The 18659-nt window shown below is 70.8% G+C and carries 19 protein-coding genes and 1 pseudogene; 10 read left to right on the top strand and 10 right to left on the bottom strand.

From position 1 onward, the window contains the following. Window positions 1-26 precede the first annotated feature (26 nt). A complete protein-coding gene (locus VEC03_RS07390) occupies window positions 27-365 on the top strand; it encodes a plasmid stabilization protein (RefSeq protein ID WP_324914046.1) in 339 nt (112 codons plus the stop codon). 18 nt (window positions 366-383) lie between these two features. Here VEC03_RS07390 and VEC03_RS07385 read toward each other — a convergent pair whose 3' ends face one another. Further along, window positions 384-2177 carry a thiamine pyrophosphate-requiring protein gene (locus VEC03_RS07385; RefSeq protein ID WP_324914044.1) on the bottom strand — a complete coding sequence of 598 codons (1794 nt, stop codon included), beginning with the start codon at window positions 2175-2177 and terminating at the stop codon, window positions 384-386. A 167-nt stretch (window positions 2178-2344) separates the two neighbouring features. Here VEC03_RS07385 and VEC03_RS07380 point away from each other — a divergent pair, with 167 nt between their 5' ends. Genes VEC03_RS07380 through VEC03_RS07360 form a run of 5 tightly spaced genes read left to right on the top strand, consistent with a single transcriptional unit; the run spans window position 2345 to window position 6962 of the window. Further along, complete coding sequence (locus VEC03_RS07380) at window positions 2345-3781, top strand: cytochrome ubiquinol oxidase subunit I (RefSeq protein ID WP_324914043.1); 1437 nt, start codon at window positions 2345-2347, stop codon at window positions 3779-3781. A 7-nt stretch (window positions 3782-3788) separates the two neighbouring features. Next, window positions 3789-4802, top strand: coding sequence for a cytochrome d ubiquinol oxidase subunit II (gene cydB / locus VEC03_RS07375; RefSeq protein ID WP_324914065.1), 1014 nt, complete (start codon window positions 3789-3791; stop codon window positions 4800-4802). Next, window positions 4799-4936 carry a DUF2474 family protein gene (locus VEC03_RS07370; protein ID WP_324914041.1) on the top strand — a complete coding sequence of 46 codons (138 nt, stop codon included), beginning with the start codon at window positions 4799-4801 and terminating at the stop codon, window positions 4934-4936. The genes cydB and VEC03_RS07370 overlap by 4 nt, the downstream gene beginning before the upstream one ends. A gap of 32 nt (window positions 4937-4968) precedes the next feature. Beyond that, the gene (locus VEC03_RS07365) at window positions 4969-5691 is read left to right on the top strand and encodes a cytochrome c4 (RefSeq protein ID WP_324914040.1); all 723 of its coding nucleotides are present in this window, start codon (window positions 4969-4971) and stop codon (window positions 5689-5691) included. Next, a complete protein-coding gene (locus VEC03_RS07360) occupies window positions 5688-6962 on the top strand; it encodes a cytochrome c (protein ID WP_324914038.1) in 1275 nt (424 codons plus the stop codon). Before VEC03_RS07365 ends, VEC03_RS07360 begins: the two co-directional genes overlap by 4 nt. Window positions 6963-6993: 31 nt before the next feature. On the opposite strand, the gene VEC03_RS07355 is transcribed toward VEC03_RS07360, so the two are convergent. The 4 genes from VEC03_RS07355 to VEC03_RS07340 form a co-directional block, all read right to left on the bottom strand. After that, the gene (locus VEC03_RS07355) at window positions 6994-8181 is read right to left on the bottom strand and encodes a Fic family protein (protein WP_324914037.1); all 1188 of its coding nucleotides are present in this window, start codon (window positions 8179-8181) and stop codon (window positions 6994-6996) included. Between the two features lie 185 nt (window positions 8182-8366). Then, window positions 8367-9038, bottom strand: a complete 672-nt coding sequence (locus VEC03_RS07350) for a sulfite exporter TauE/SafE family protein (protein WP_324914035.1) — start codon at window positions 9036-9038, stop codon at window positions 8367-8369. Window positions 9039-9045: 7 nt separating this feature from the next. Next, window positions 9046-10428 (bottom strand): oxygen-independent coproporphyrinogen III oxidase, encoded by a 1383-nt coding sequence (hemN, locus tag VEC03_RS07345; RefSeq protein WP_324914033.1) that lies wholly within the window; start codon window positions 10426-10428, stop codon window positions 9046-9048. A gap of 25 nt (window positions 10429-10453) precedes the next feature. Then, entirely contained in the window at window positions 10454-10891 is a 438-nt protein-coding gene (locus VEC03_RS07340) for a universal stress protein (protein WP_324914032.1), read from the bottom strand. 171 nt (window positions 10892-11062) lie between these two features. Here VEC03_RS07340 and VEC03_RS07335 point away from each other — a divergent pair, with 171 nt between their 5' ends. Further along, window positions 11063-11440: a TraR/DksA family transcriptional regulator gene (locus tag VEC03_RS07335; RefSeq protein WP_324914030.1), complete on the top strand. Its 378-nt coding sequence runs from the start codon at window positions 11063-11065 to the stop codon at window positions 11438-11440. Between the two features lie 23 nt (window positions 11441-11463). On the opposite strand, the gene VEC03_RS07330 is transcribed toward VEC03_RS07335, so the two are convergent. Together VEC03_RS07330 and VEC03_RS07325 are read right to left on the bottom strand one after the other, a co-directional pair. Continuing rightward, window positions 11464-11670: a hypothetical protein gene (locus tag VEC03_RS07330; protein WP_324914029.1), complete on the bottom strand. Its 207-nt coding sequence runs from the start codon at window positions 11668-11670 to the stop codon at window positions 11464-11466. Between the two features lie 16 nt (window positions 11671-11686). Next, the gene (locus tag VEC03_RS07325) at window positions 11687-12481 is read right to left on the bottom strand and encodes a metallophosphoesterase family protein (RefSeq protein ID WP_324914028.1); all 795 of its coding nucleotides are present in this window, start codon (window positions 12479-12481) and stop codon (window positions 11687-11689) included. A 194-nt stretch (window positions 12482-12675) separates the two neighbouring features. Between VEC03_RS07325 and VEC03_RS07320 the strand changes: the two genes are divergently transcribed. After that, window positions 12676-13605 carry a nucleotidyltransferase gene (locus VEC03_RS07320; RefSeq protein ID WP_324914026.1) on the top strand — a complete coding sequence of 310 codons (930 nt, stop codon included), beginning with the start codon at window positions 12676-12678 and terminating at the stop codon, window positions 13603-13605. A 71-nt stretch (window positions 13606-13676) separates the two neighbouring features. Beyond that, entirely contained in the window at window positions 13677-14309 is a 633-nt protein-coding gene (locus VEC03_RS07315; RefSeq protein WP_324914025.1) for a YitT family protein, read from the top strand. On the opposite strand, the gene VEC03_RS07310 is transcribed toward VEC03_RS07315, so the two are convergent. The 3 genes from VEC03_RS07310 to VEC03_RS07300 all read right to left on the bottom strand — a co-directional run bounded on the left by VEC03_RS07310 (window position 14294) and on the right by VEC03_RS07300 (window position 17449). Beyond that, window positions 14294-15817 (bottom strand): hybrid sensor histidine kinase/response regulator, encoded by a 1524-nt coding sequence (locus tag VEC03_RS07310; RefSeq protein ID WP_324914023.1) that lies wholly within the window; start codon window positions 15815-15817, stop codon window positions 14294-14296. The genes VEC03_RS07315 and VEC03_RS07310 overlap by 16 nt on opposite strands. Before the next feature lie 177 nt (window positions 15818-15994). Beyond that, window positions 15995-16204: a hypothetical protein gene (locus VEC03_RS07305; RefSeq protein WP_324914021.1), complete on the bottom strand. Its 210-nt coding sequence runs from the start codon at window positions 16202-16204 to the stop codon at window positions 15995-15997. Between the two features lie 93 nt (window positions 16205-16297). Then, window positions 16298-17449, bottom strand: coding sequence for a DNA topoisomerase IB (locus tag VEC03_RS07300; protein ID WP_324914020.1), 1152 nt, complete (start codon window positions 17447-17449; stop codon window positions 16298-16300). A 188-nt stretch (window positions 17450-17637) separates the two neighbouring features. Here VEC03_RS07300 and VEC03_RS07295 point away from each other — a divergent pair. Next, window positions 17638-18639: pseudogene (locus VEC03_RS07295) on the top strand (PAS domain-containing sensor histidine kinase); the annotation flags it as partial. Between the last annotated feature and the right edge of the window lie 20 nt (window positions 18640-18659).

Below are 18659 nucleotides of genomic sequence, written 5' to 3'. Positions count from 1 at the left end.
TTCCTATCCACCACCAGGAGAGCACCATGCCCCGAGGTTCCAGTCCCAAGCGTGAGCGCCAGTACGAGCACATCAAGGAAAGCTACGAGTCCCGCGGACAGGGCCGGCGTGCCGAGGAGATCGCCGCCCGCACGGTGAACAAGGAGCGGGCCGAGGCCGGCGAGACCAAGGGCAGTTCCTCGCGCGGCAGCAAGTCGTCCGGCCGCTCGGGCGGCTCGTCCAGCAGGAAGAGCAGCAAGCCGGCCGCGTCGCGTGGCAGCAGCGAGCGCACGCGCGAGCAGCTGTACGAGGAAGCTCGGCGCAAGGGCGTCGAGGGCCGCTCCAGGATGAGCAAGGCCCAGTTGCAGAAGGCGGTCGGCCGCTGACGGCCGCGGATGTGCGACCTACCGCGACTTGCCGGGGAACAGCCCGTCCCACCACTCCCGGGCCGTGGCGATCACGGTCCGTAGCGCGTCGGGGTCGCGCTGCGTCAGCGCACGGACATAGGCGCCGGCCTGCTTCGCCGTCACGTGCGGTGGCAGCGGCGGCACGTTGGGATCGGTGACGACTTCCAGCACCACCGGGCGGTCGGCCGCCAGCGCCTGGTCCAGCGCCGGCGCTACCGAGGCCGGATCGTCCACGCGGATGCCTTCCAGCCCCAGCGAACGCGCGTAGTCGGCATAGGGGAAGGCCGGCAGCACCTGCGAGGCCTCGAACTTGGGATCGCCGGCCATCACGCGCTGCTCCCAGGTGACCATGTTGAGGTCGCTGTTGTTCAGCACCAGCACGAGCAGCCGCGGGTTGGCCCAGTCCCGCCAGCGGTGCGCGACGGTCACCAGCCCGTTGATGCCGATCATCTGCATCGCACCGTCGCCCGACAGCGCGATCGCCGTGCGGTCCGGGTATGCCAGCTTGGCGGCCAACGCGTAGGGCACCGCCGGCCCCATGGTGGCGAGCCCGCCCGACAGCGAGGCCATCATCCCGCGCCGGATCTTCAGGTCGCGCGCGAACCAGGCGGCCGAGCTGCCGGAATCGCAGGTCAGGATGCAGTCGTCGGGCAGGCGCGGCGACAGTTCCCAGTAGACCTGCTGCGGGTTGACCGGCTCCGCGGCGTTCTTCGCGCGCGCTTCCAGCACCTGCCACCACTTGCGCACGTCGTCCTCGATGGCCTCGCGCCACTCGCGCCCGGTCTTGCGCTGCAGCAGCGGGATCAACGCGCGCAGCGTCTCGCGGCTGTCGCCCACCAGGTTGATCTCCATCGGGTAGCGCAGCCCCAGCTTGCGGCCGTCGATGTCGACCTGCACCCCGCGCGCCTGCCCTTCCTTCGGCAGGTATTCGGAGTAGGGGAAGCTCGAGCCCACCATCAGCAGCGTGTCGCAGCCGCTCATCATCCGCCAGCTCGGCTGCGTGCCCAGCAGGCCGATGGAACCGGTGACGAAGGGCAGGTCGTCGGGCAGCACGGCCTTGCCCAGCAGCGCCTTGGCAACGCCGGCGCCGAGCCGCTCCGCCACTTCGATGACCTCGTCGGTCGCGTGCAGCGCGCCGGCACCCACCAGCATCGCCACCTTGCGGCCGGCATTCAGCACCTCGGCGGCGGCGCGCAGGTCGGCTTCGGCGGGGACCACGCGCTTGGCGGTCATGCCGATGCCGCTGTGCACGGTGCCGTGCTCGCGCGGCGGCGTCTCCACCGCCGGCAGGTCCTGCAGGTCGTGCGGCAGGATGATGCAGGTGACGGCGCGCCGGTCGCGCGCGATGCGCATGGCCCGGTCGACCAGGTGCCGGATCTGCTCGGGCACCATGCCGACCTGGACGTACTCGTGCGCCACGTCCTTGAACAGCACGTGCAGGTCCACCTCCTGCTGGTAGTCGCCGCCCATGGCCGCGCGCGCCGCCTGGCCGACGATGGCCAGCACCGGCTGGTGATCGGCCTTGGCGTCGTACAGCCCGTTGAGGAGGTGGATCGCACCGGGCCCGGAGGTCGCCATGCAGACACCGACCTCGCCGGTGAACTTGGCGTGCGCGCAGGCCATGAAGGCGGCCAGCTCTTCATGCCGGGCCTGCACGAACTGCAGGCGATCGCCGATGCGGCCGAAGGCACCCATCAGTCCGTTGATGCCGTCGCCGGGGTAGCCGAACACGCGGCGCACGCCCCATTCGTGCAGGCGTTCGAGAAGCTGGTCGCTGGTGGTCTTGCTCATCCTTCATCCCGTCGGGTTGGCGCGGTGGCGCGCCGGCCCCAGTCTGGGCACGCGGGTGCAGGGCCGCTGTAGGACGGGCCCGGAGATGCGCGGCCGGGCAGCCACAAGCCGGGCCAGGTCTGCTAGGGTCCATGGCTCCGGTTACTAGGACCCGACACAGGACACACATGGACGGCCTGGACGCCCTGATGCTCGCGCGCATCCAGTTCGCGTTCACGATCTCGTTCCACATCATCTTTCCGGCGCTGACGATCGGCCTCGCCAGCTACCTGGCGGTACTGGAGGCGATCTGGCTGAAGACCGGGCAGCGCGTCTACCTCGACCTGTTCCAGTTCTGGCTGAAGCCCTTCGCCGTCGCCTTCGGCATGGGCGTGGTCTCGGGGCTGGTCATGGCCTACCAGTTCGGCACCAACTGGAGCGAGTTCTCGCGCTTCGCCGGCGGCGTCACCGGGCCGCTGCTGGCCTACGAGGTGCTGACCGCGTTCTTCCTCGAGGCGGGCTTCCTGGGCGTGATGCTGTTCGGCATGCAGCGGGTCGGGCCCGGGCTGCACTTCTTTGCCACGCTGATGGTGGCGCTGGGCACGCTGCTGTCGGCGACCTGGATCCTGGCCTCCAACAGCTGGATGCAGACGCCGCAGGGCCACGAGATCCTGGACGGCCGGGTGGTGCCGGTGGACTGGCTGCGGGTGATCTTCAATCCCTCTTTCCCGTACCGCCTCGTGCACATGGTCGCGGCCGCCTTCCTGGCGACGGCCCTGATGGTCGCGGCCGGCGCGGCCTGGCACCTGCTGCGCGGTCGCGACAACCCGCCGGTGCGGCTGATGCTGTCGATGGCCCTGTGGATGACGCTGGTCGCGGCGCCGGTGCAGGCCGTGGTCGGCGACCTGCACGGGCTGAACACCGCCAAGCACCAGCCGGCCAAGCTGGCGGCGATGGAGGGCCACTGGGAGAACACGCCGGGCGAAGGCGTCCCGCTGATCCTGTTCGGCCTGCCGGACATGGAGGCCGAGGCGACGCGCTACGCCGTGGCGATCCCCCGCCTGGGCAGCCTGATCCTGACGCACTCGCTCGACGGGCAGTTTCCGGGCCTCAAGGAGTTCCCGAAGGAGGACCGGCCGCCCTCGCCGATCGTGTTCTGGTCGTTCCGGATCATGGTGGGCCTGGGCCTGCTGATGATCGCGCTGGCGCTGTGGGGCAACGCGCTGCGCCGCGGCGGGCGCGTCTATGCCAGCCGTCCCTTCCTGAAGTTCGCGCTCGCCATGGGACCGGCCGGCCTGCTGGCGATCCTGGCCGGCTGGATCACGACCGAGGTGGGACGCCAGCCCTGGCTGATCTACGGCGTCATGCGCACCGCCGAGGGCGTGTCGGCGCACGGCGCCGCGCAGGTGGGCTTCACGCTCGCGCTGTTCGTGCTGGTGTACGCGCTCGTGTTCGGTGCAGGCACCCTCTACCTGCTGCGCATCATCCGCCGCGGCCCGGCGGTGGACGAGTCGCTGCATTCGCGGGAAGGCGGGCCCGGGCGGATGCGGCAGGGCATGCGGCCGATGTCCGGCGCATCGGACGACGAAGACGATTCACCCGCCTCGGCGGCCACGGGAGCCTGACATGGGCGTGGGCATCGACCTCCCGCTGGTCTGGGCCGTGATCATCCTCTTCAGCGTGATGATGTACGTCGTCATGGACGGCTTCGACCTGGGCATCGGCATCCTCTTCCCGTTCTTCCGCACCAAGGAGGATCGCGACGTGATGATGAACACGGTCGCGCCGGTGTGGGACGGCAACGAGACCTGGCTGGTGATGGGCGGGGCCGGGCTGTTCGTGGCCTTTCCGCTGGCCTACGCCGTGGTGCTGAGCGCCTTCTACCTGCCGCTGGTGCTGATGCTGGTCGGCCTGGTGTTCCGCGGCGTCGCCTTCGAGTTCCGCTTCAAGGCCCGGGAGCACCGGCGCTGGATCTGGGACCGCGCCTTCGCCGGCGGCTCCTATGCGGCGACCTTCTTCCAGGGCGTGACGCTGGGCGGCTTCCTCGAGGGCGTGCCGGTGCGCGACGGCGCCTACGCCGGCTCGCCGTTCGCCTGGCTGGCCCCCTTCCCGCTGTTCGTCGGCCTCGGCCTGGTGGCCACCTACGCGCTGCTGGGCGGCACCTGGCTGGTGATCAAGACCGAGGGTCCCCTGCACCGGCGCATGCGGGCGGTCTCGCGCATCCTTGCCTGGGTGCTGCTGGCCTTCATCGCCGCCGTCAGCCTGTGGACACCGCTGTCGCAGCCGGCGGTGGCCGAACGCTGGTTCAGCCTGCCCAACCTGTTCTGGTTCGCGCCGGTGCCGGTGCTGGTCGTGCTGGTCACGCTGTACCTGCAACGCGAGCTCCACTCGCCCGGCACGCATGCACTGCCCTTCGTGCTGACGCTGGCGCTGGTCTTCCTGGGCTACAGCGGCCTGGGCATCAGCCTGTGGCCGAACGTCATCCCGCCCGACATCTCCATCTGGGAGGCGGCCGGGCCACCGCAGGCCCTGGGCTTCACGCTGGTCGGCGCGCTGCTGATCATCCCGATGATCCTGGGCTACACGGCGCTGGGTTACTGGGTGTTCCGCGGCAAGGTGCGCGCGGGCGAGGGCTACCACGGATGAAGGCAACACCGGGTGCCTCGATCTGGCGCCGTCTCGCCTGGCTGGTGGCGCTCTGGAGCGCCGGCGTGCTCGCGCTGGGCCTGGCAGCCTGGCTGCTGAAGCAGTTCATGCGCGCCGCGGGGCTGGCTTCCTGACGCGCAGGATCGACCAGAATTCCGGCTTGCCCATGCCGAATCCGCAGCCACCGCTTCGCGCCCGTGCCGCCCTGCTGGCTGCCGCGCTGTCCGGTTCGCTGCTGGCCGCGGCGCCCACCGCGGCGCTCACCGTGCCGGACGACATGGCGCAGCGCATGCAGGCCTGCGTGGTCTGCCACGGCAAGGAAGGGCGCGCCACCAACCACGGCTTCTTCCCTCGCATCGCGGGCAAGCCGGCCGGCTACCTCTTCAACCAGCTGAACAACTTCCGCGAAGGCCGGCGCCTCAACTCGACCATGACCTACCTGGTCGACCACATGTCGGAGGCCTACCTGCACGAGATCGCCGGCTACTTCGCCGGGCTCGACCTGCCCTACCCGCCGCCGCAGACCACGGGGGCGCCGCCCGCACTGCTGGCGCGCGGCGAGCAGCTGGTGCGCCAGGGCGACCCGCAGCGCGGCATCCCGGCCTGCTCGCAGTGCCACGGCACCGCCATGACCGGGGTGAATCCCGCCATGCCGGGCTTGCTGGGCCTGCCCCGCGACTACATCCTGGCCCAGTTCGGTGCCTGGCGCACCGGCGAGCGGCGCGCGGCGGCGCCGGACTGCATGGCGGAAATCGCCCGCCGGCTGTCGCTGGAGGACGTCACCGCCGCGGCCGCCTGGCTGTCCTCGCAGCCGGTGACCTCGGGGCCGGCGCCGGCGGGGTCGCTGGCACCCAAGCTGCCGCTGGACTGCGGGAGCGGCTTGCGATGAGGCGCGGGCGGCGCTGGCCGAAAGTCGTGGCCGCGCTGGCGGTGCTCCTGCTCGTGCTGGCCGCCGCGGTGGCCTGGCTGAACGTGCGGGGCGAAGCGCCCCTCGAGCCGGAAGCATCCCTGGGTCCGGCCACCGGGGCGCTGCTGGAGCGGGGCGCCTACCTCGCGCGCGCCGGCAACTGCGCGGCCTGCCACACCGAGCGCGGCGGCGCGCCCTTCGCCGGCGGCAAGGGCATCCCCACGCCCTTCGGCACCGTCTACGCCAGCAACATCACGCCGGACGCGGCCACCGGCATCGGCAACTGGTCGCCGTCGGAGTTCTGGCGCGCGATGCACCACGGGCGTTCCAAGGACGGCCGGCTGCTGTATCCCGCCTTCCCCTACACCGAGTTCACGCGGGTCACGCGCGAGGATTCCGACGCCCTCTATGCCTTCCTGCAGAGCCAGCCGGCGGTGCGGCAACGCAACCGGGAACACGACCTGCGCTTTCCCTACGACCAGCAGGCGGCCCTGGCGGTCTGGCGCGCGCTGTTCTTCTCGCCCGCGGAATTCGAGCCCGACCCGTCGAAACCGGCGGAGTGGAACCGCGGCGCCTACCTGGTGCGCGGGCTGGCGCACTGCCAGGCCTGCCATGCGCCGCGCAACGTCCTGGGCGCCACCAACGACCGGCTCGAGCTCAGTGGCGGGCTGATCCCGATGCAGAACTGGTACGCGCCCTCGCTCGCCTCGCCGGCCGAAGCAGGGGTGCAGCACTGGTCGATCGACGAGATCGTGCAACTGCTCAAGACCGGGATGTCGCGGCGTGGCGCGACCATGGGCCCCATGGCGGAGGTGGTGTTCAGCAGCACGCAGTTCTTGTCCGATGCCGACCTGCGCGCCATGGCGACCTTCCTGAAGCAGGTGCCGCGGCACGACCCCGATCCGCCCGAGCCCGCGCGCGCGCCCAGGGAGGTGCTGGAACTCGGGGCCCGCGTCTACGGCAACCATTGCGCCCAGTGCCACGGCAAGCAGGGCGAAGGCGCCGGCGCCGCCTACCCGGCGCTGGCCGGGCACCGCACGGTGACCATGGGGTCGAGTGCCAACCTGGTGCGGGTCATCCTCAGCGGCGGCTTCCCGCCGACCACGCCGGGGCATCCGCGCCCCTTCGGCATGCAGCCTTTCGGACAGGCTTTGAGCGATGCGGAGGTGGCCGCGGTCGCCAGCTACGTGCGCAGTGCGTGGGGCAACGACGCGCCGGCGGTGTCGCTGCTGGATGTGCAGAGGGTGAGATGAGCCGATAGGGAAAGCGCTCGATGCGCGGGTTTCACAACGCTTCTCCGCCTTCGCTCAGCACGCCCAGGTACGCGTCGTACACGAACACCCGATTCCTCCTCTGGCCCGTCAACTCCCGCGCAATCCCCATCTCCACCAGCGCCAGCATCGCCTTGCTGGCCGTCGGGAAACTGATGCCGGCACTGGCGGCGATCTGGCGCAGGCTGCACACGGGCCGGCGCCGCAGGGCATCCAACACGCGCAGCAAGCTCGCATTGCGCCCCGCCTCTGCCTGCGCGCGCTTCGCGTCCTCGTGAAACAGGTCCACCAGCCGGCGCGCCGTGTCCACCGCACCCTGCGCCGTCTGCTCCACGCCTTCGAGGAAGAAGTCGACCCAGGCCTCCCAATCGCCTTCGGCACGAACCCGGTCCAGCAGTTCGTAGTACACAGCTCGGTGCTGCTTGAAGTACAGGCTCAGGTACAGCAGTGGCTGGCGCAACACCCCGCCGTCGTGCAGCAGCATGGCGATCAGCAGCCGCCCCAGGCGGCCATTGCCGTCCAGGAAGGGGTGGATGGTCTCGAACTGCACGTGCGCCAGCGCCGCCTTCAGCAGTATCGGCAGTTCGCCCCCGGCGGTCGCACCATTCCCCGCCTCGCCGGCATGCAGGAATGACTCCAGCGCCGCCATGCAGGCGTCCACCTCCGAGGGCGGTGGTGGCACGAAGTGGGCGTTGCCGGGTCGGGTACCGCCGATCCAGTTCTGGCTGCGGCGGAACTCGCCGGGCAGCTTGTCGCTGCCGCGCCCGCGCGCCATCAGGCGCTCGTGCATTTCGCGCAGCAGCCGGTTGCACAGCGGAAAGCCCTCGCGCAGACGCGCCATGCCGTGCTCCAGCGCCGCCACGTAGTTGGAGACCTCCACCACGTCGTCGAACGGCACGCCAGGCAGTTCGTCCAGCTCGAACAGCAGCAGGTCCGACAGCGACGACTGGGTGCCCTCGATCTGCGACGACAGCACGGCCTCGCGGCGGACGTAGGCGTAGAGGAACAGCTGAGGGTCGGGCAACAACAGCGCCACGCTGTCGAGGCGGCCGAGGGCAAGGGTGGCACGCTCCAGCAGGGCCTGGCGGGCGCCGGTCAGTTGCAGCGCCGGAGTGGGCGGCAGTGGGGCGGGCACGAAGGCACCCACCGATTCACTGCCGGCGATGCTGCGGACATGGCGACCGGTACGATCACGGCGCATGGAAGCTCCGCTCGGGTTGGCTTGAATAAGCGAGTCGGCTATTAAACACAAGCCGACTTTACTTTAATGAGAATGGGAGCTCAACGGCCCGCGCACGTAGCCTGCGACACCACGTTCGCGGGAAAGGAATCGATCGGAAGTGGCGCGATCAGGCCGGGGTGGCAAGAGATGCGCGGCCGAGAGCGTTACGCGCACCAGATCGCGATCCGCTCGGCCAGGTCCATCCACAGCGCCCAGCCCGCCGCACCCGCCAGCAGCACGCCGGCCGCGCGGGTGCCCCAGTCCTGGCGCAGGCGGTTGCCGGCCTGCTTCAGCTTGGCGAACAGCCAGGGCCCGAACAGCAGGCCGGTGGAACTGGCGCCGCCGAACAGCGCCATCGAGATCGCGCCCTGCACCGGACCGCCGCTGAGCGAGGCGACCAGCAGCGCCGACCACAGCAGGCCGCAGGGCATGAAGATCCACAGCGCGCCGGCGGTGAAGAGGCCGCCGCTGCGCTGCGCCATGGGGCGGATGCGCGTCCACGCGGTGCGCCCGGCGCTGCTCACCCACACCGGCTGGCGCGCCAGCACCACCAGCGACAGCGCCCAGGCCAGCACGGCGAGGTGGAACAGGGTCCAGGCCGGTCGCAGCATGGCGGCGTACTGGGTGAGCGAACCGAACGCCTGCACGGCGCCGGCGGCGACGGCACCGGCCGCGGCGTAGCCTGCCAGGCGGCCGCCCTGGAACAGCCAGCGCGAGCGCGCCGGGCGTGCGCCGCCGGACAGTCCACCGCAGGCGGCGCCGCACATGGCCGCACAGTGCGGTGCGCCGGCTATGCCCATCAGCAGCGCCGTGCCCGCCAGCGAGACGGAGATCACGGCTGCCTCACAGGATGCGCGAGAAGCGCGAGCGGTTGGCGTTGGCGTGCAGGTAGCGGTCGAACACCATGGCCACGCCGCGCACGAAGTACCAGCCGATGGGCGTGACTTCGATGCCCTTCTCGTCCACGGTGACCAGCCCCTCGGCGGCCAGCGACTGCAGGCGCTCGAGCTCCGGTGCGAAATAGCTGCGGAAGTCCAGCAGCCAGCCGGCCTCGATGTCCTCGAACTGCAGCTGGCCCTGGCACATGATCGCCATGATCACGGCGCGCCGCACCAGGTCGTCGCGCGTCAGCGAAAGCCCGCGCACGATCGGCAGCCGGCCCTGGTCCAGCAGGTCGTAGTACTCCTCCAGCGTCTTGGCGTTCTGGCTGTAGGTGGTGCCCACCCGGCCGATGGCCGACACGCCCAGCGCGATCAGGTCGCAATCGGGCTGGGTGCTGTAGCCCTGGAAGTTGCGGTGCAGCCGGCCCTGCCGCTTGGCCACCGCCAGCGCGTCCTCGGGCAGCGCGAAGTGGTCCATGCCGATGTAGTCGTAGCCGGTCTCCAGCAGCGCGCCGATCGCCTGCGACAGCATGGCGACCTTGTCCCCGCCGAGCGGGATCTCGTCGCTGTTGATGCGGCGCTGCGGCTTGAAGCGCTCGGGCAGGTGGGCATAGCCGTACAGGGCGATGCGGTCGGGCCGCAGCTCGGACACCTGCGCCAGCGTGCGGGCGAAGGACTGCGGCGTCTGCTTGGGCAGGCCGTAGATCAGGTCCACGTTGATCGACTCGAAGCCGATGCGGCGCGACGCCTCCACCAGCGCGAACACCTGCTCGGCCGGTTGCACCCGGTGCACCGCCTTCTGCACCTCGGGGTCGAAGTCCTGCACGCCGAACGAGAGCCGGTTGAAACCCATCTCGGCGAGCGCCTGCAGCCGCGAGGCATCGACGGTGCGCGGGTCCACCTCGATCGAGTACTCGCCGCCGGGCGCGATGTCGAACGCTCGCCGCAGCATCGCCATCAGCTGGCGCAGTTCGTCATCGGACAGGAAGGTGGGCGTGCCGCCGCCCAGGTGCAGCTGCGACACCGACTGCCGCCGCCCCAGGTGCAGCGCATGCAGGTCCAGTTCGCGCTGCAGGTACTCCAGGTAGACCGGCGAGCGGTTCTTGTGCTTGGTGATGATCTTGTTGCAGGCGCAGTAGTAGCACAGCTGCTCGCAGAACGGGATGTGCACGTAGACCGACAGCGGCTGCGGCAGCGGGCTGGCTGCGCGCTGCGCCAGTGCGGCCAGGTAGTCGGCCTCGGTGAAGGCATCGACGAAGCGGTCGGCCGTGGGATAGGAGGTGTAGCGCGGACCGGGGACGTCGAAGCGCCGCAGCAGGTCGTCGGAAACCGGGAGCTTGCTCATGCTGGCCATCGTATCGGCGGGGCGCTCAGCGGGCCACCAGCACCGGAACCTCGGCCTGCGCCACCACCTTGCCGGCCACGCTGCCCAGCATCAGCCGTTGCAGCCCGGAGCGTCCGTGCGAGCCCACCACGATCAGGTCGGCGCCCAGTTCGCGGGCACTCTCGGTGATGCCCTTGGCGGCCGCGACGTCCTCCACCCGGCGCAGGTCCACGTTGACCTTGGGTTCGGCGTCGGCCGCCGTGATCACGGCCGCATGGGCCTGCGCCGCATGCTCCAGCGCGGCGGACATGTAGGCCTGGAACCCCATCGGGTTGGCTTCGCCGACCCCGAGGTAGGGATAGGGGTCGACCACGTACAGCGCCGTCAGGCGGGCTCCGTGCTCGCGCGCGAGCCCCACCGCGAGTTGCACGGCGCGGGTGGAAGCTTCGGAGCCGTCGGTGGCCAGCAGGATGTGCTTGAACATGGGTGGGTCCTCACTGTTGCAGGTGGATGGGGCAATGCTCGCGCGCGGGCGGGATGGATGGCTTGACATGTGTCAACGCGGGTCCAAAGCCGAGCAGCGGCTTGAGACAGGTCAATGCGCCCATCGGGTCGTCTTCCCAAAATGGGATCGCACCCCCGCCCAGGAGCCATCATGCCCACGCTGACCGATCCCGTCCAAGCCTCCCAGGTCCGCCAGCGGCTGGCCCGGCGCGAAGCGGAGCTGCGGTCGCTGCTGGACGCCTGCACCTGGGGCGCGATCCAGCCGGCCGACGAGCGCGAGGTCGGCGACTTCAAGGACATGGCGGTGGCGGAAGTCCAGGCCACGGTGGACGAGGCGCAGGCCGCGCACGTGGTCGCCGAACTGCACCGGCTGCAGGCCGCGCGCGGCCGGCTGGAGGACGGCAGCTACGGCTTCTGCCAGGAGTGCGGCGACGAAATCGACCCGCGCCGGCTCACGGCCCTGCCCACGACCACGCACTGCGCGTCCTGCCAGGAATGGCTGGAGCGCCGCGCCGCCCGCTCGCACTGAGGCGCTCGCGCGCGGCAGCCGCGTCAAGCCCCGCCCTTGCCCTTCTTCGACGGCTCGCGCGTCGCCTGCGCGGCCACCCCGGTCTGCTCGCTGCCCTTCATGCGGCGCGGCAGTTCGCGGTTGCTGACCTTGTCGCCGCCCTTGGCCCGCTTGCCCATGTCGCTGGCGGGGTGCAGCTGGTCCAGCGGCAGGTCCTTGCTGGCTCGGCGGGGTTGCTTGTCCTTCTTCATCTCGCTCTCCTGGGTGTCAGGCCGCGGCATGCATCAGCGGCTGGTCGGCTGCGTCGCCGGCCTGGCGGGGCAGTTCGAACAGCCGGAACGGTGCCTGCCCCGGCCGGGTGCGCTGCAGCAGCGGGCGCGCGACGTTGAACACCGGCACGCCGTTGATGGTGCGTGCTTCCGGGGTGCCGCGATGGGCATGCCCGTGGAAGACCGCGTCCACTGGATAGCGCAGCAGGGGCTCCTCCAGCCGGCTGCTGCCGAGGAAGGGAAAGATCTCCGGCGGCTCGCCGGCGATCGTGCCGGCGATGGGCGAGTAGTGCAGCAGCGCGATCTTGCGCGGCATCCGCAGCTTGGCCAACGCCGCCTCCAGCTTCATGGCCTCGTTCTGCGCTTCCTTGACGAACAGCTTGATGGCCGGTTCGCCCCAGGCGCCCAGCGAGCCGCGGCCGAAGCCGCCGGCAAAGCCCTTGGCTCCCGCGATGCCCACGCCCTCGATCTCGCAGACCTCGCCATCGAGCACGCGCACCCCGGCGCGGGTGAGGATCTCGCAGACCTTCTCCGGCATGCCGGACTCGTAGTCGTGGTTGCCGAGGACGGCGACGATGGGCACCTTCACCGTCGACAGCTCGTCGGCCAGCACGTGGGCTTCCTCGGCCGTACCGTAGTCGGTGAGGTCGCCGCACAGCAGCAGCGCATCGGCCTTCTCGGTGGCCTCGGCGAAGAAGCCGCGCAGGTGGCCCGCGGAGTCGCGGGTGGCGTGGAGGTCGCCGACGGCGGCGAAGCGCACGCGGCTGGCCGGGGCCGTCCGGGTCTTGGGCATTCGGGTTCTTGTCCTTGTCGCGGCACGGCGCCGCCCGTGCACCGATGCTGCCGCGCCGCCGCGCCGACAGCCATGTCCAACCGCCGCCGAGGCCTGTAGGCGCACGCCGACGCTGCTTGGGGCCTCTTGCCCGGATGGCGGAAGGGGCTTTGGCGATTAGCCTGAATCCCCTTCATCGCCATGCCCACCCCAGGATGTCCGCCCTTGCGCTCGCCCCCTCGCTGGAGGATGAGGTCCAGCCCGACACCGCGGCGTTCTACCGGTGCGCGCTGCAGGCCCTGTCCGATGTCGGCATTCCGTTCCTGGTGGGCGGCGCCTTCGCGCATGCCTGCTTCACCGGCATCCGGCGTTCCACCAAGGACCTGGACCTGTTCATCCGCCGCGAGCACTACGCGCAGGTCGAGGCGCTGATGCGCGCGCAGGGCTGGCGCACCGAGCTGGCCTTCCCGCACTGGCTGGCCAAGGTGTATGCCGGCGATGGCGAGGACTTCATCGACCTGATCTTCAACTCGGGCAACGGCGTCACGCCGGTGGACGACCAGTGGTTCCAGGGCAATGCGCAGGCGCAGGTGCTGGGCGTGCCGGTGCTGATCGCCAACATCGAGGACTCGCTGCTGTCCAAGGCCTTCATCATGGAGCGCGAGCGCTTCGATGGCGCCGACATCGCGCACCTGCTGCAGTCCAATGCCGAGCAGCTCGACTGGGAACGGCTGGTGCGCCGCTTCGGCCCGCACTGGCGCGTGCTGCTGGCCCACCTGACGCTGTTCGGCTTCGTATACCCCGGCGAGCGGCACCGGGTGCCGCGCTGGGTGATGGACACGCTGCTGGCCCGGCTCGCGCAGGAGACCGGCGAGCCGCCGCAGGACGATGCACACGTCTGCGCCGGCACGCTGCTGTCGCGCGAGCAGTACCTGCACGACATCCAGCGGCTGGGCTATGTCGACGGACGGCTGACCGCACTGAGCACCATGACGCCCCAGGACGTGGAGCGCTGGACCGAGGCCATCCCCACCCCGCCGGCGGACGACGAAGTCGTGCCGGAAGTGACCGCTTCCGGCGCCCTGCCCGCCGCCGTCCCGCTGCCGCCGACCGGACGCGCGCGGCGCGGCCTGCCGCCGCAATGAGGGTCGCGGCGCCGGAGCGCCCCTGACGCACGTCAATCCCCTGCGGCCCACGGGCCGCTAGCTTCGGCGGCATGCCTCCTTCGTCCGCCACGCTGGCCGCTCCGGCCCCTGCCCGCCACGCCGCTTCCGAGGACCTGCTGGCCCTGCTGACGGGGACGCTGCTGGCGGCGCTCGGCCTGGTGCTGTTCCAGCAGGCCGGCCTGGTGACCGGCGGCACCGTCGGCCTCTCGCTGGTGCTGCATTACGCCTCGCCCGTGCCGCTGCCCATCGCCCTGCTGCTGGTGAATGCGCCCTTCTACGGCCTGGCCTGCCTGCGCATGGGCCGCGAGTTCACCCTCAAGACGCTGTTGGCCGTGGGCCTGATGGCGCTGTTCGCCTGGCTGCTGCCGCAGGGTCTGGCCATCACCCGCATCGCGCCGATCGTGGCGGCGGTGCTGGGCGGCCTGCTGTGCGGCGTGGCCATCCTCGTGCTGTTCCGCCACCGGGCCAGCCTGGGCGGGCTGAACGTGCTGGCGCTCTACCTGCAGGAACGCTGGGGCTGGAGCGCCGGCAAGGTGCAGATGGGCCTGGATGCGGCCATCGTGCTGGGCGGTGGCCTGCTGGTGGCCGACCTGCCGCGCGTGCTGGCCTCGGTACTGGCGGTGGTGGTGCTCAACCTCGTGCTGGCCGTGAACCACCGGCCGGGGCGCTACTTCACCGGCTGAGGCCCGTCGGCGCGGTTGCGCACGTCGCCTGACAACAGCCGGGCCAGCTGCTCGGGGCCGACCGGCTTGACCAGGTGGTGGTCGAACCCGGCCGCCACGGCCTGCTGCACGTCTTCCCGGCGCCCCCAGCCCGTGACGGCCACCAGCAGCGTGCCGGGCCATTTCTCGCGGATGCGCTGCGCGGCCGCATAGCCGTCCAGACGCGGCATGCCGATGTCCAGCAGCACCGCATCGGGACGGAACGACTCGGCCAGCTCCACCGCTTCCTCGCCGTCAGCGGCGATGCGGGCCTGGTGGCCCATGACCTCCAGCAGCACGGCCAGGGTCTGGGCGGCGTCGTGGTTGTCGTCGGCGACCAGCACGCGCAGCCGCCGGGGTTCGGCTACCGGCGCGCTGCGGCGGACCGGTGCCGCTTCATGGCTCACCAGCGGCAGCCGCACCACGAACTCGCTGCCGCGGCCCAGTCCTTCGGAGGACGCGGCCACCGAACCACCCTGCATCTCCACCAGCCCGCGCACCAGCGACAACCCGATCCCCAGGCCGCCCTGGGCGCGTTCGCGGGCCGGCACCGCCTGCGTGTAGATGCGGAACAGGGTGGGCAGCACGGCCGGATCGATGCCGATGCCGTTGTCGCGCACGCGCACCACGGCTTGCCCGTCCTCGGCGTGGGCGCTGAGCTGGACCCGGCCGCCGCGGTCGGTGTACTTGGCCGCGTTGTTCAGCAGGTTGGCGAACACCTGGGCCAGGCGCGGGGCGTCACCCTCCACCACGAGCGTGCCGCGCGGCACATCGACTTCGAACGCATGGCCCTGGGCGTCGAGCTGGGGGCGGCTGGTCTCGATGGCCCGCTCCAGCGGTTCGGCGAGATCCAGCCGCTCGCGCCGGACCTCCAGCTTGCCGCGTGCGATCCGGGTGACGTCGAGCAGGTCGTCCAGCAGGCGCGCCATCTGGTCGACCTGGCGTTCGATGATGTTGCGGGCCCAGGCCGAGCGGGCGTTGTCCTCGCGGCAGACCTTGAGCACGTGGACCGCGTTGCGGATGGGCGCCAGCGGGTTGCGCAGCTCATGGGCCAGCACCGCCATGAACTCGTCCTTGCGCCGGTCGGCGATGCGCAGTGCCTGCTCGTTGCTGCGCCGCTCGTGCACATCGGTGCACGTGCCTATCCATTCGCGGACCTGGCCGTCTTCGCCCAGGCTGGGCACCGCCCGGATCTCGAAGTGCCGGTACTGCGCGCTGGGCGCATGCCAGATGCGCCCTTCGGCGCCGAAGACCGCGCGCTGTTCCTGTGCGACGGACCAGTTGCGCCGCATCGCGGGCAGGTCGTCGGGATGGACCGCGCGCTGCCAGCCCAGCCCGCGGTGCTCGTCCCAGGACTGGCCGGTGTAGTCGGCCCAGGCCGGTTGGGGCGCTGCGAACTCACCGTGTGCGTCGGTGATCCAGGCGATCTGTGCCGACACCCGGGAGAGCGATTCGTACCGCGAGTCGCTCGGGACCGGTGCGGAATGCATGAGGTCCTCCCTGTGACTGCGATGTGCAGCCGAGTCACATTATTGGTGACTCAGCGTTACATGGGCAAGCTGGACATAAGGCCTGAAGCCCGTCTTCAGGGAAGGGAAACGTAAGCGGATGTGAACGGATCCGACGAATGACTCGTGCAGGGTTCTTGCCGCTGAGTGCAGGTTTGCTCAACCGAGCGACTGCAGGCGGCTGCGCCGCACCAGCCCGCCGGCGGCACGCGGCGCCGCCGGACGGGCCGCCGCGAAGTGGGCCACCTCGTTGCGGACGGCAGCGAGTTCCAGGGCGAAGGGGGTCTGCGGGGTGCCGCTGCGCTCGGCCTGCAGGCGCGCGAGCTGGACCAGCCACGGGCTGGTGCGATCGGCGGGCGGTGCATACATGCGAGCTCTCCTCGGTCCTGGTGTGGTGAAGAGCTTAGGGACCCCTGCGGCTCGAGGCTTAGGGCGATTGACTAAGGCGGCTCGGGCGGATGCTCAAGCACGCAGGCGCTTGCTGCCGCCGCGGCGCCGGCGCGCCCCCTCGCGCGGCCCCAGCGCCGCCAGACTGCGGGCCAGGTCGCCCTCGACAGTGCGCGACAGCCGCGCCTGCAGCAGGGCCAGCACGGCCGCCTCCTCCGGCCGCAACCCGCCGGTCGCATCGCGGACGCGGACGGACTCCACCGCCAGCACCAGTTCGCCCGCCTGCCAGGCTGCGAACACTTCGGGGTGGACGTAGCACTTCCGGCAGATCGTCGGCGTGTTGCCCAGCCGTGCAGCCACGGCCGCGACCGCGTCGCGCACGGCCTTGCGGGTCGCATCGGCCGGGCCGATCGCCTGCAGCGCGAAGGCGGCCATCACCGTGCCCGCCCAGGTGCGGAAGTCCTTGGCGGTGATGTCGCGTCCGCTGATCTCGCGCAGGTCGGCATTGACGTCGGTCGAGGTCACCTCGCGCAGTTCGCCGGCTTCGTCGGCGTACTGGAACAGGCGCTGGCCGGGCAGCTCCTGGCAGGCGCGAACCACCCGGGCCACCCGCCGGTCGTGCAGTTGCAACTGCCAGCTCTTGCCGCTCTTGCCCTTGAACCGGAAGCGAAGCTGCGCCCCCTCGACCTCCACGTGCCGGTCGCGCAGCGTGGTCAGCCCGAAGCTGCGGTTCTGCCGCGCATAGTCGTCGTTGCCGACCCGGATCAGCGTGCTTTCCAGCAGGTGCACCACCGTGGCCAGGACTTTCTCGCGCGGCAACCCGCGCAGCGCCATGTGCTGCGCCAGCGCAGCCCGCAGTTGCGGCAGCGCCTGCGCGAACTCGATCATGCGGCCGTACTTGTTCTCCTCGCGCAGCTCGCGGAAGCGCGGGTGGTAGCGGTACTGCTTGCGCCCGCGCGCGTCCCGGCCGGTGGCCTGCAGGTGGCCGTCGGGCGACGGGCAGATCCAGACTTCGGTCCATGCGGGCGGGATCGCCAGGCCGCGGATGCGGTCGAGCGTGCGCTCGTCGCGCACCGGCGAACCGTTGGGGTGGAGGTAGCGCACGCCCTGCGCAGCGGGCTCGCGCCGGATGCCGGGCTCCTCGTCGCCGACGTACACCAGGCCCGCCGAACGCGCGGCCTGCTGCGGGTCGCTGTCGCCCCCTGCTGGCGCCTGGTCTTGCTTCATGGATCCCGATCGATGCTGCGCCGCCGTCGCGTGCACGGGGGTAGGACGCTGGCGGGACTGCACGGCGACCGGGCCCGACAGGCACCGATGAGTTGCACCGTGGGCCTTCGCACGTACCGGACCGCATTCGCACGTGATAATGGCCGACGTCCCCTTTTCCGCCCTCGCCGTACCTGCCTCTCAACCGCCTGCCAGTGCCTGCACCATCTTCACGAACGGACATCGAGCGCCGGCTGCAGTTGCTGATCGACTCCGTCGTCGATTACGGCATCTTCCTGCTCGATGCGGACGGACGGGTGAGCTCGTGGAACAGCGGCGCGCAGAAGCTCAAGGGCTGGACCCGCGACGAGATCGTCGGCCAGCACTTCTCGGTCTTCTACCCTCCTGAGGCGGTGGCCACCGGCTGGCCCCAGGAGGAGCTGCGGCGCGCCGCGCGCGACGGCCGGTTCGAGGACGAGGGCTGGCGCGTGCGCAAGGACGGCAGCCGCTTCTGGGCCAACGTGGTGATCACCGCCCTGCGTGAACCGTCCACCGGCGAGCTGACCGGCTTCGCCAAGGTGACGCGCGACCTGTCCGAGCGGCGCCAGCACGAGGAGGCGCTTCGCTCCAGCGAGGAAAGCTTCCGGATGCTGGTCAACGGCATCTCGGACCACGGCGTCTTCATGCTCGATGCGGAGGGCAACGTGCGCAGCTGGAACCGCGGCGCCGAAGTGATCCACGGCTACAGCGGCAGCGAGATCATGGGCCGGCACTTCGGAATCTTCTTCTCCCCGGAGGATCGCCAGGCCGGCAAGCCCGAGCGCGAACTTGCGCTGGCCCGCGCCGACGGCCGCTTCGAGGACGAGGGCTGGCGCGTGCGCAAGGACGGCGGCCGCTTCTGGGGGCGGGTGCTGGTCACGCCCATCCGCGGCAGCACCGGCCAGCTGGCGGGCTACGCCAAGATCACGCAGGACCTGTCGGTGCAGCGCAAGATCGCCGACTTGGAGCGCTCCACGCGGCGCATGAACGAGTTCCTGGCCATGCTGGCGCACGAGTTGCGCAACCCGCTGGCGCCGATCCGCAACGCCGTGACCATCATGCAGAAGATGGACGCCCAGCTGCCGGTGCCGGTGCAGCGCATGCGCGACGTGATCGACCGCCAGCTCACCCAGATGACGCGGCTGGTCGACGACCTGCTGGACGTCTCGCGCCTGACCACCGGCAAGATCCG

The sequence above is a fragment of the Ramlibacter sp. genome (assembly GCF_035627355.1).
Taxonomy (GTDB): Bacteria; Pseudomonadota; Gammaproteobacteria; order Burkholderiales; family Burkholderiaceae_C; genus Ramlibacter.
The sequence above is the reverse complement of the archived record's forward strand: the minus strand, read 5'-3'. Positions and strand labels throughout refer to the sequence as shown.

What these genes read in the sequence shown, in the direction of transcription:
- VEC03_RS07340 (WP_324914032.1), bottom strand. Translation starts at nt 10,891, where the DNA reads ATGTTCAAGCACATCCTGCTGGCCACCGACGGCTCCGAAGCTTCCACC.
- VEC03_RS07300 (WP_324914020.1), bottom strand. Translation starts at nt 17,449, where the DNA reads ATGAAGCAAGACCAGGCGCCAGCAGGGGGCGACAGCGACCCGCAGCAG.
- VEC03_RS07330 (WP_324914029.1), bottom strand. Translation starts at nt 11,670, where the DNA reads ATGAAGAAGGACAAGCAACCCCGCCGAGCCAGCAAGGACCTGCCGCTG.
- VEC03_RS07305 (WP_324914021.1), bottom strand. Translation starts at nt 16,204, where the DNA reads ATGTATGCACCGCCCGCCGATCGCACCAGCCCGTGGCTGGTCCAGCTC.
- VEC03_RS07360 (WP_324914038.1), top strand. Translation starts at nt 5,688, where the DNA reads ATGAGGCGCGGGCGGCGCTGGCCGAAAGTCGTGGCCGCGCTGGCGGTG.
- VEC03_RS07380 (WP_324914043.1), top strand. Translation starts at nt 2,345, where the DNA reads ATGGACGGCCTGGACGCCCTGATGCTCGCGCGCATCCAGTTCGCGTTC.
- hemN (WP_324914033.1), bottom strand. Translation starts at nt 10,428, where the DNA reads ATGAGCAAGCTCCCGGTTTCCGACGACCTGCTGCGGCGCTTCGACGTC.
- VEC03_RS07315 (WP_324914025.1), top strand. Translation starts at nt 13,677, where the DNA reads ATGCCTCCTTCGTCCGCCACGCTGGCCGCTCCGGCCCCTGCCCGCCAC.
- VEC03_RS07365 (WP_324914040.1), top strand. Translation starts at nt 4,969, where the DNA reads ATGCCGAATCCGCAGCCACCGCTTCGCGCCCGTGCCGCCCTGCTGGCT.
- VEC03_RS07310 (WP_324914023.1), bottom strand. Translation starts at nt 15,817, where the DNA reads ATGCATTCCGCACCGGTCCCGAGCGACTCGCGGTACGAATCGCTCTCC.
- VEC03_RS07370 (WP_324914041.1), top strand. Translation starts at nt 4,799, where the DNA reads ATGAAGGCAACACCGGGTGCCTCGATCTGGCGCCGTCTCGCCTGGCTG.
- VEC03_RS07390 (WP_324914046.1), top strand. Translation starts at nt 27, where the DNA reads ATGCCCCGAGGTTCCAGTCCCAAGCGTGAGCGCCAGTACGAGCACATC.
- VEC03_RS07325 (WP_324914028.1), bottom strand. Translation starts at nt 12,481, where the DNA reads ATGCCCAAGACCCGGACGGCCCCGGCCAGCCGCGTGCGCTTCGCCGCC.
- VEC03_RS07355 (WP_324914037.1), bottom strand. Translation starts at nt 8,181, where the DNA reads ATGCGCCGTGATCGTACCGGTCGCCATGTCCGCAGCATCGCCGGCAGT.
- VEC03_RS07320 (WP_324914026.1), top strand. Translation starts at nt 12,676, where the DNA reads ATGTCCGCCCTTGCGCTCGCCCCCTCGCTGGAGGATGAGGTCCAGCCC.
- VEC03_RS07335 (WP_324914030.1), top strand. Translation starts at nt 11,063, where the DNA reads ATGCCCACGCTGACCGATCCCGTCCAAGCCTCCCAGGTCCGCCAGCGG.
- VEC03_RS07385 (WP_324914044.1), bottom strand. Translation starts at nt 2,177, where the DNA reads ATGAGCAAGACCACCAGCGACCAGCTTCTCGAACGCCTGCACGAATGG.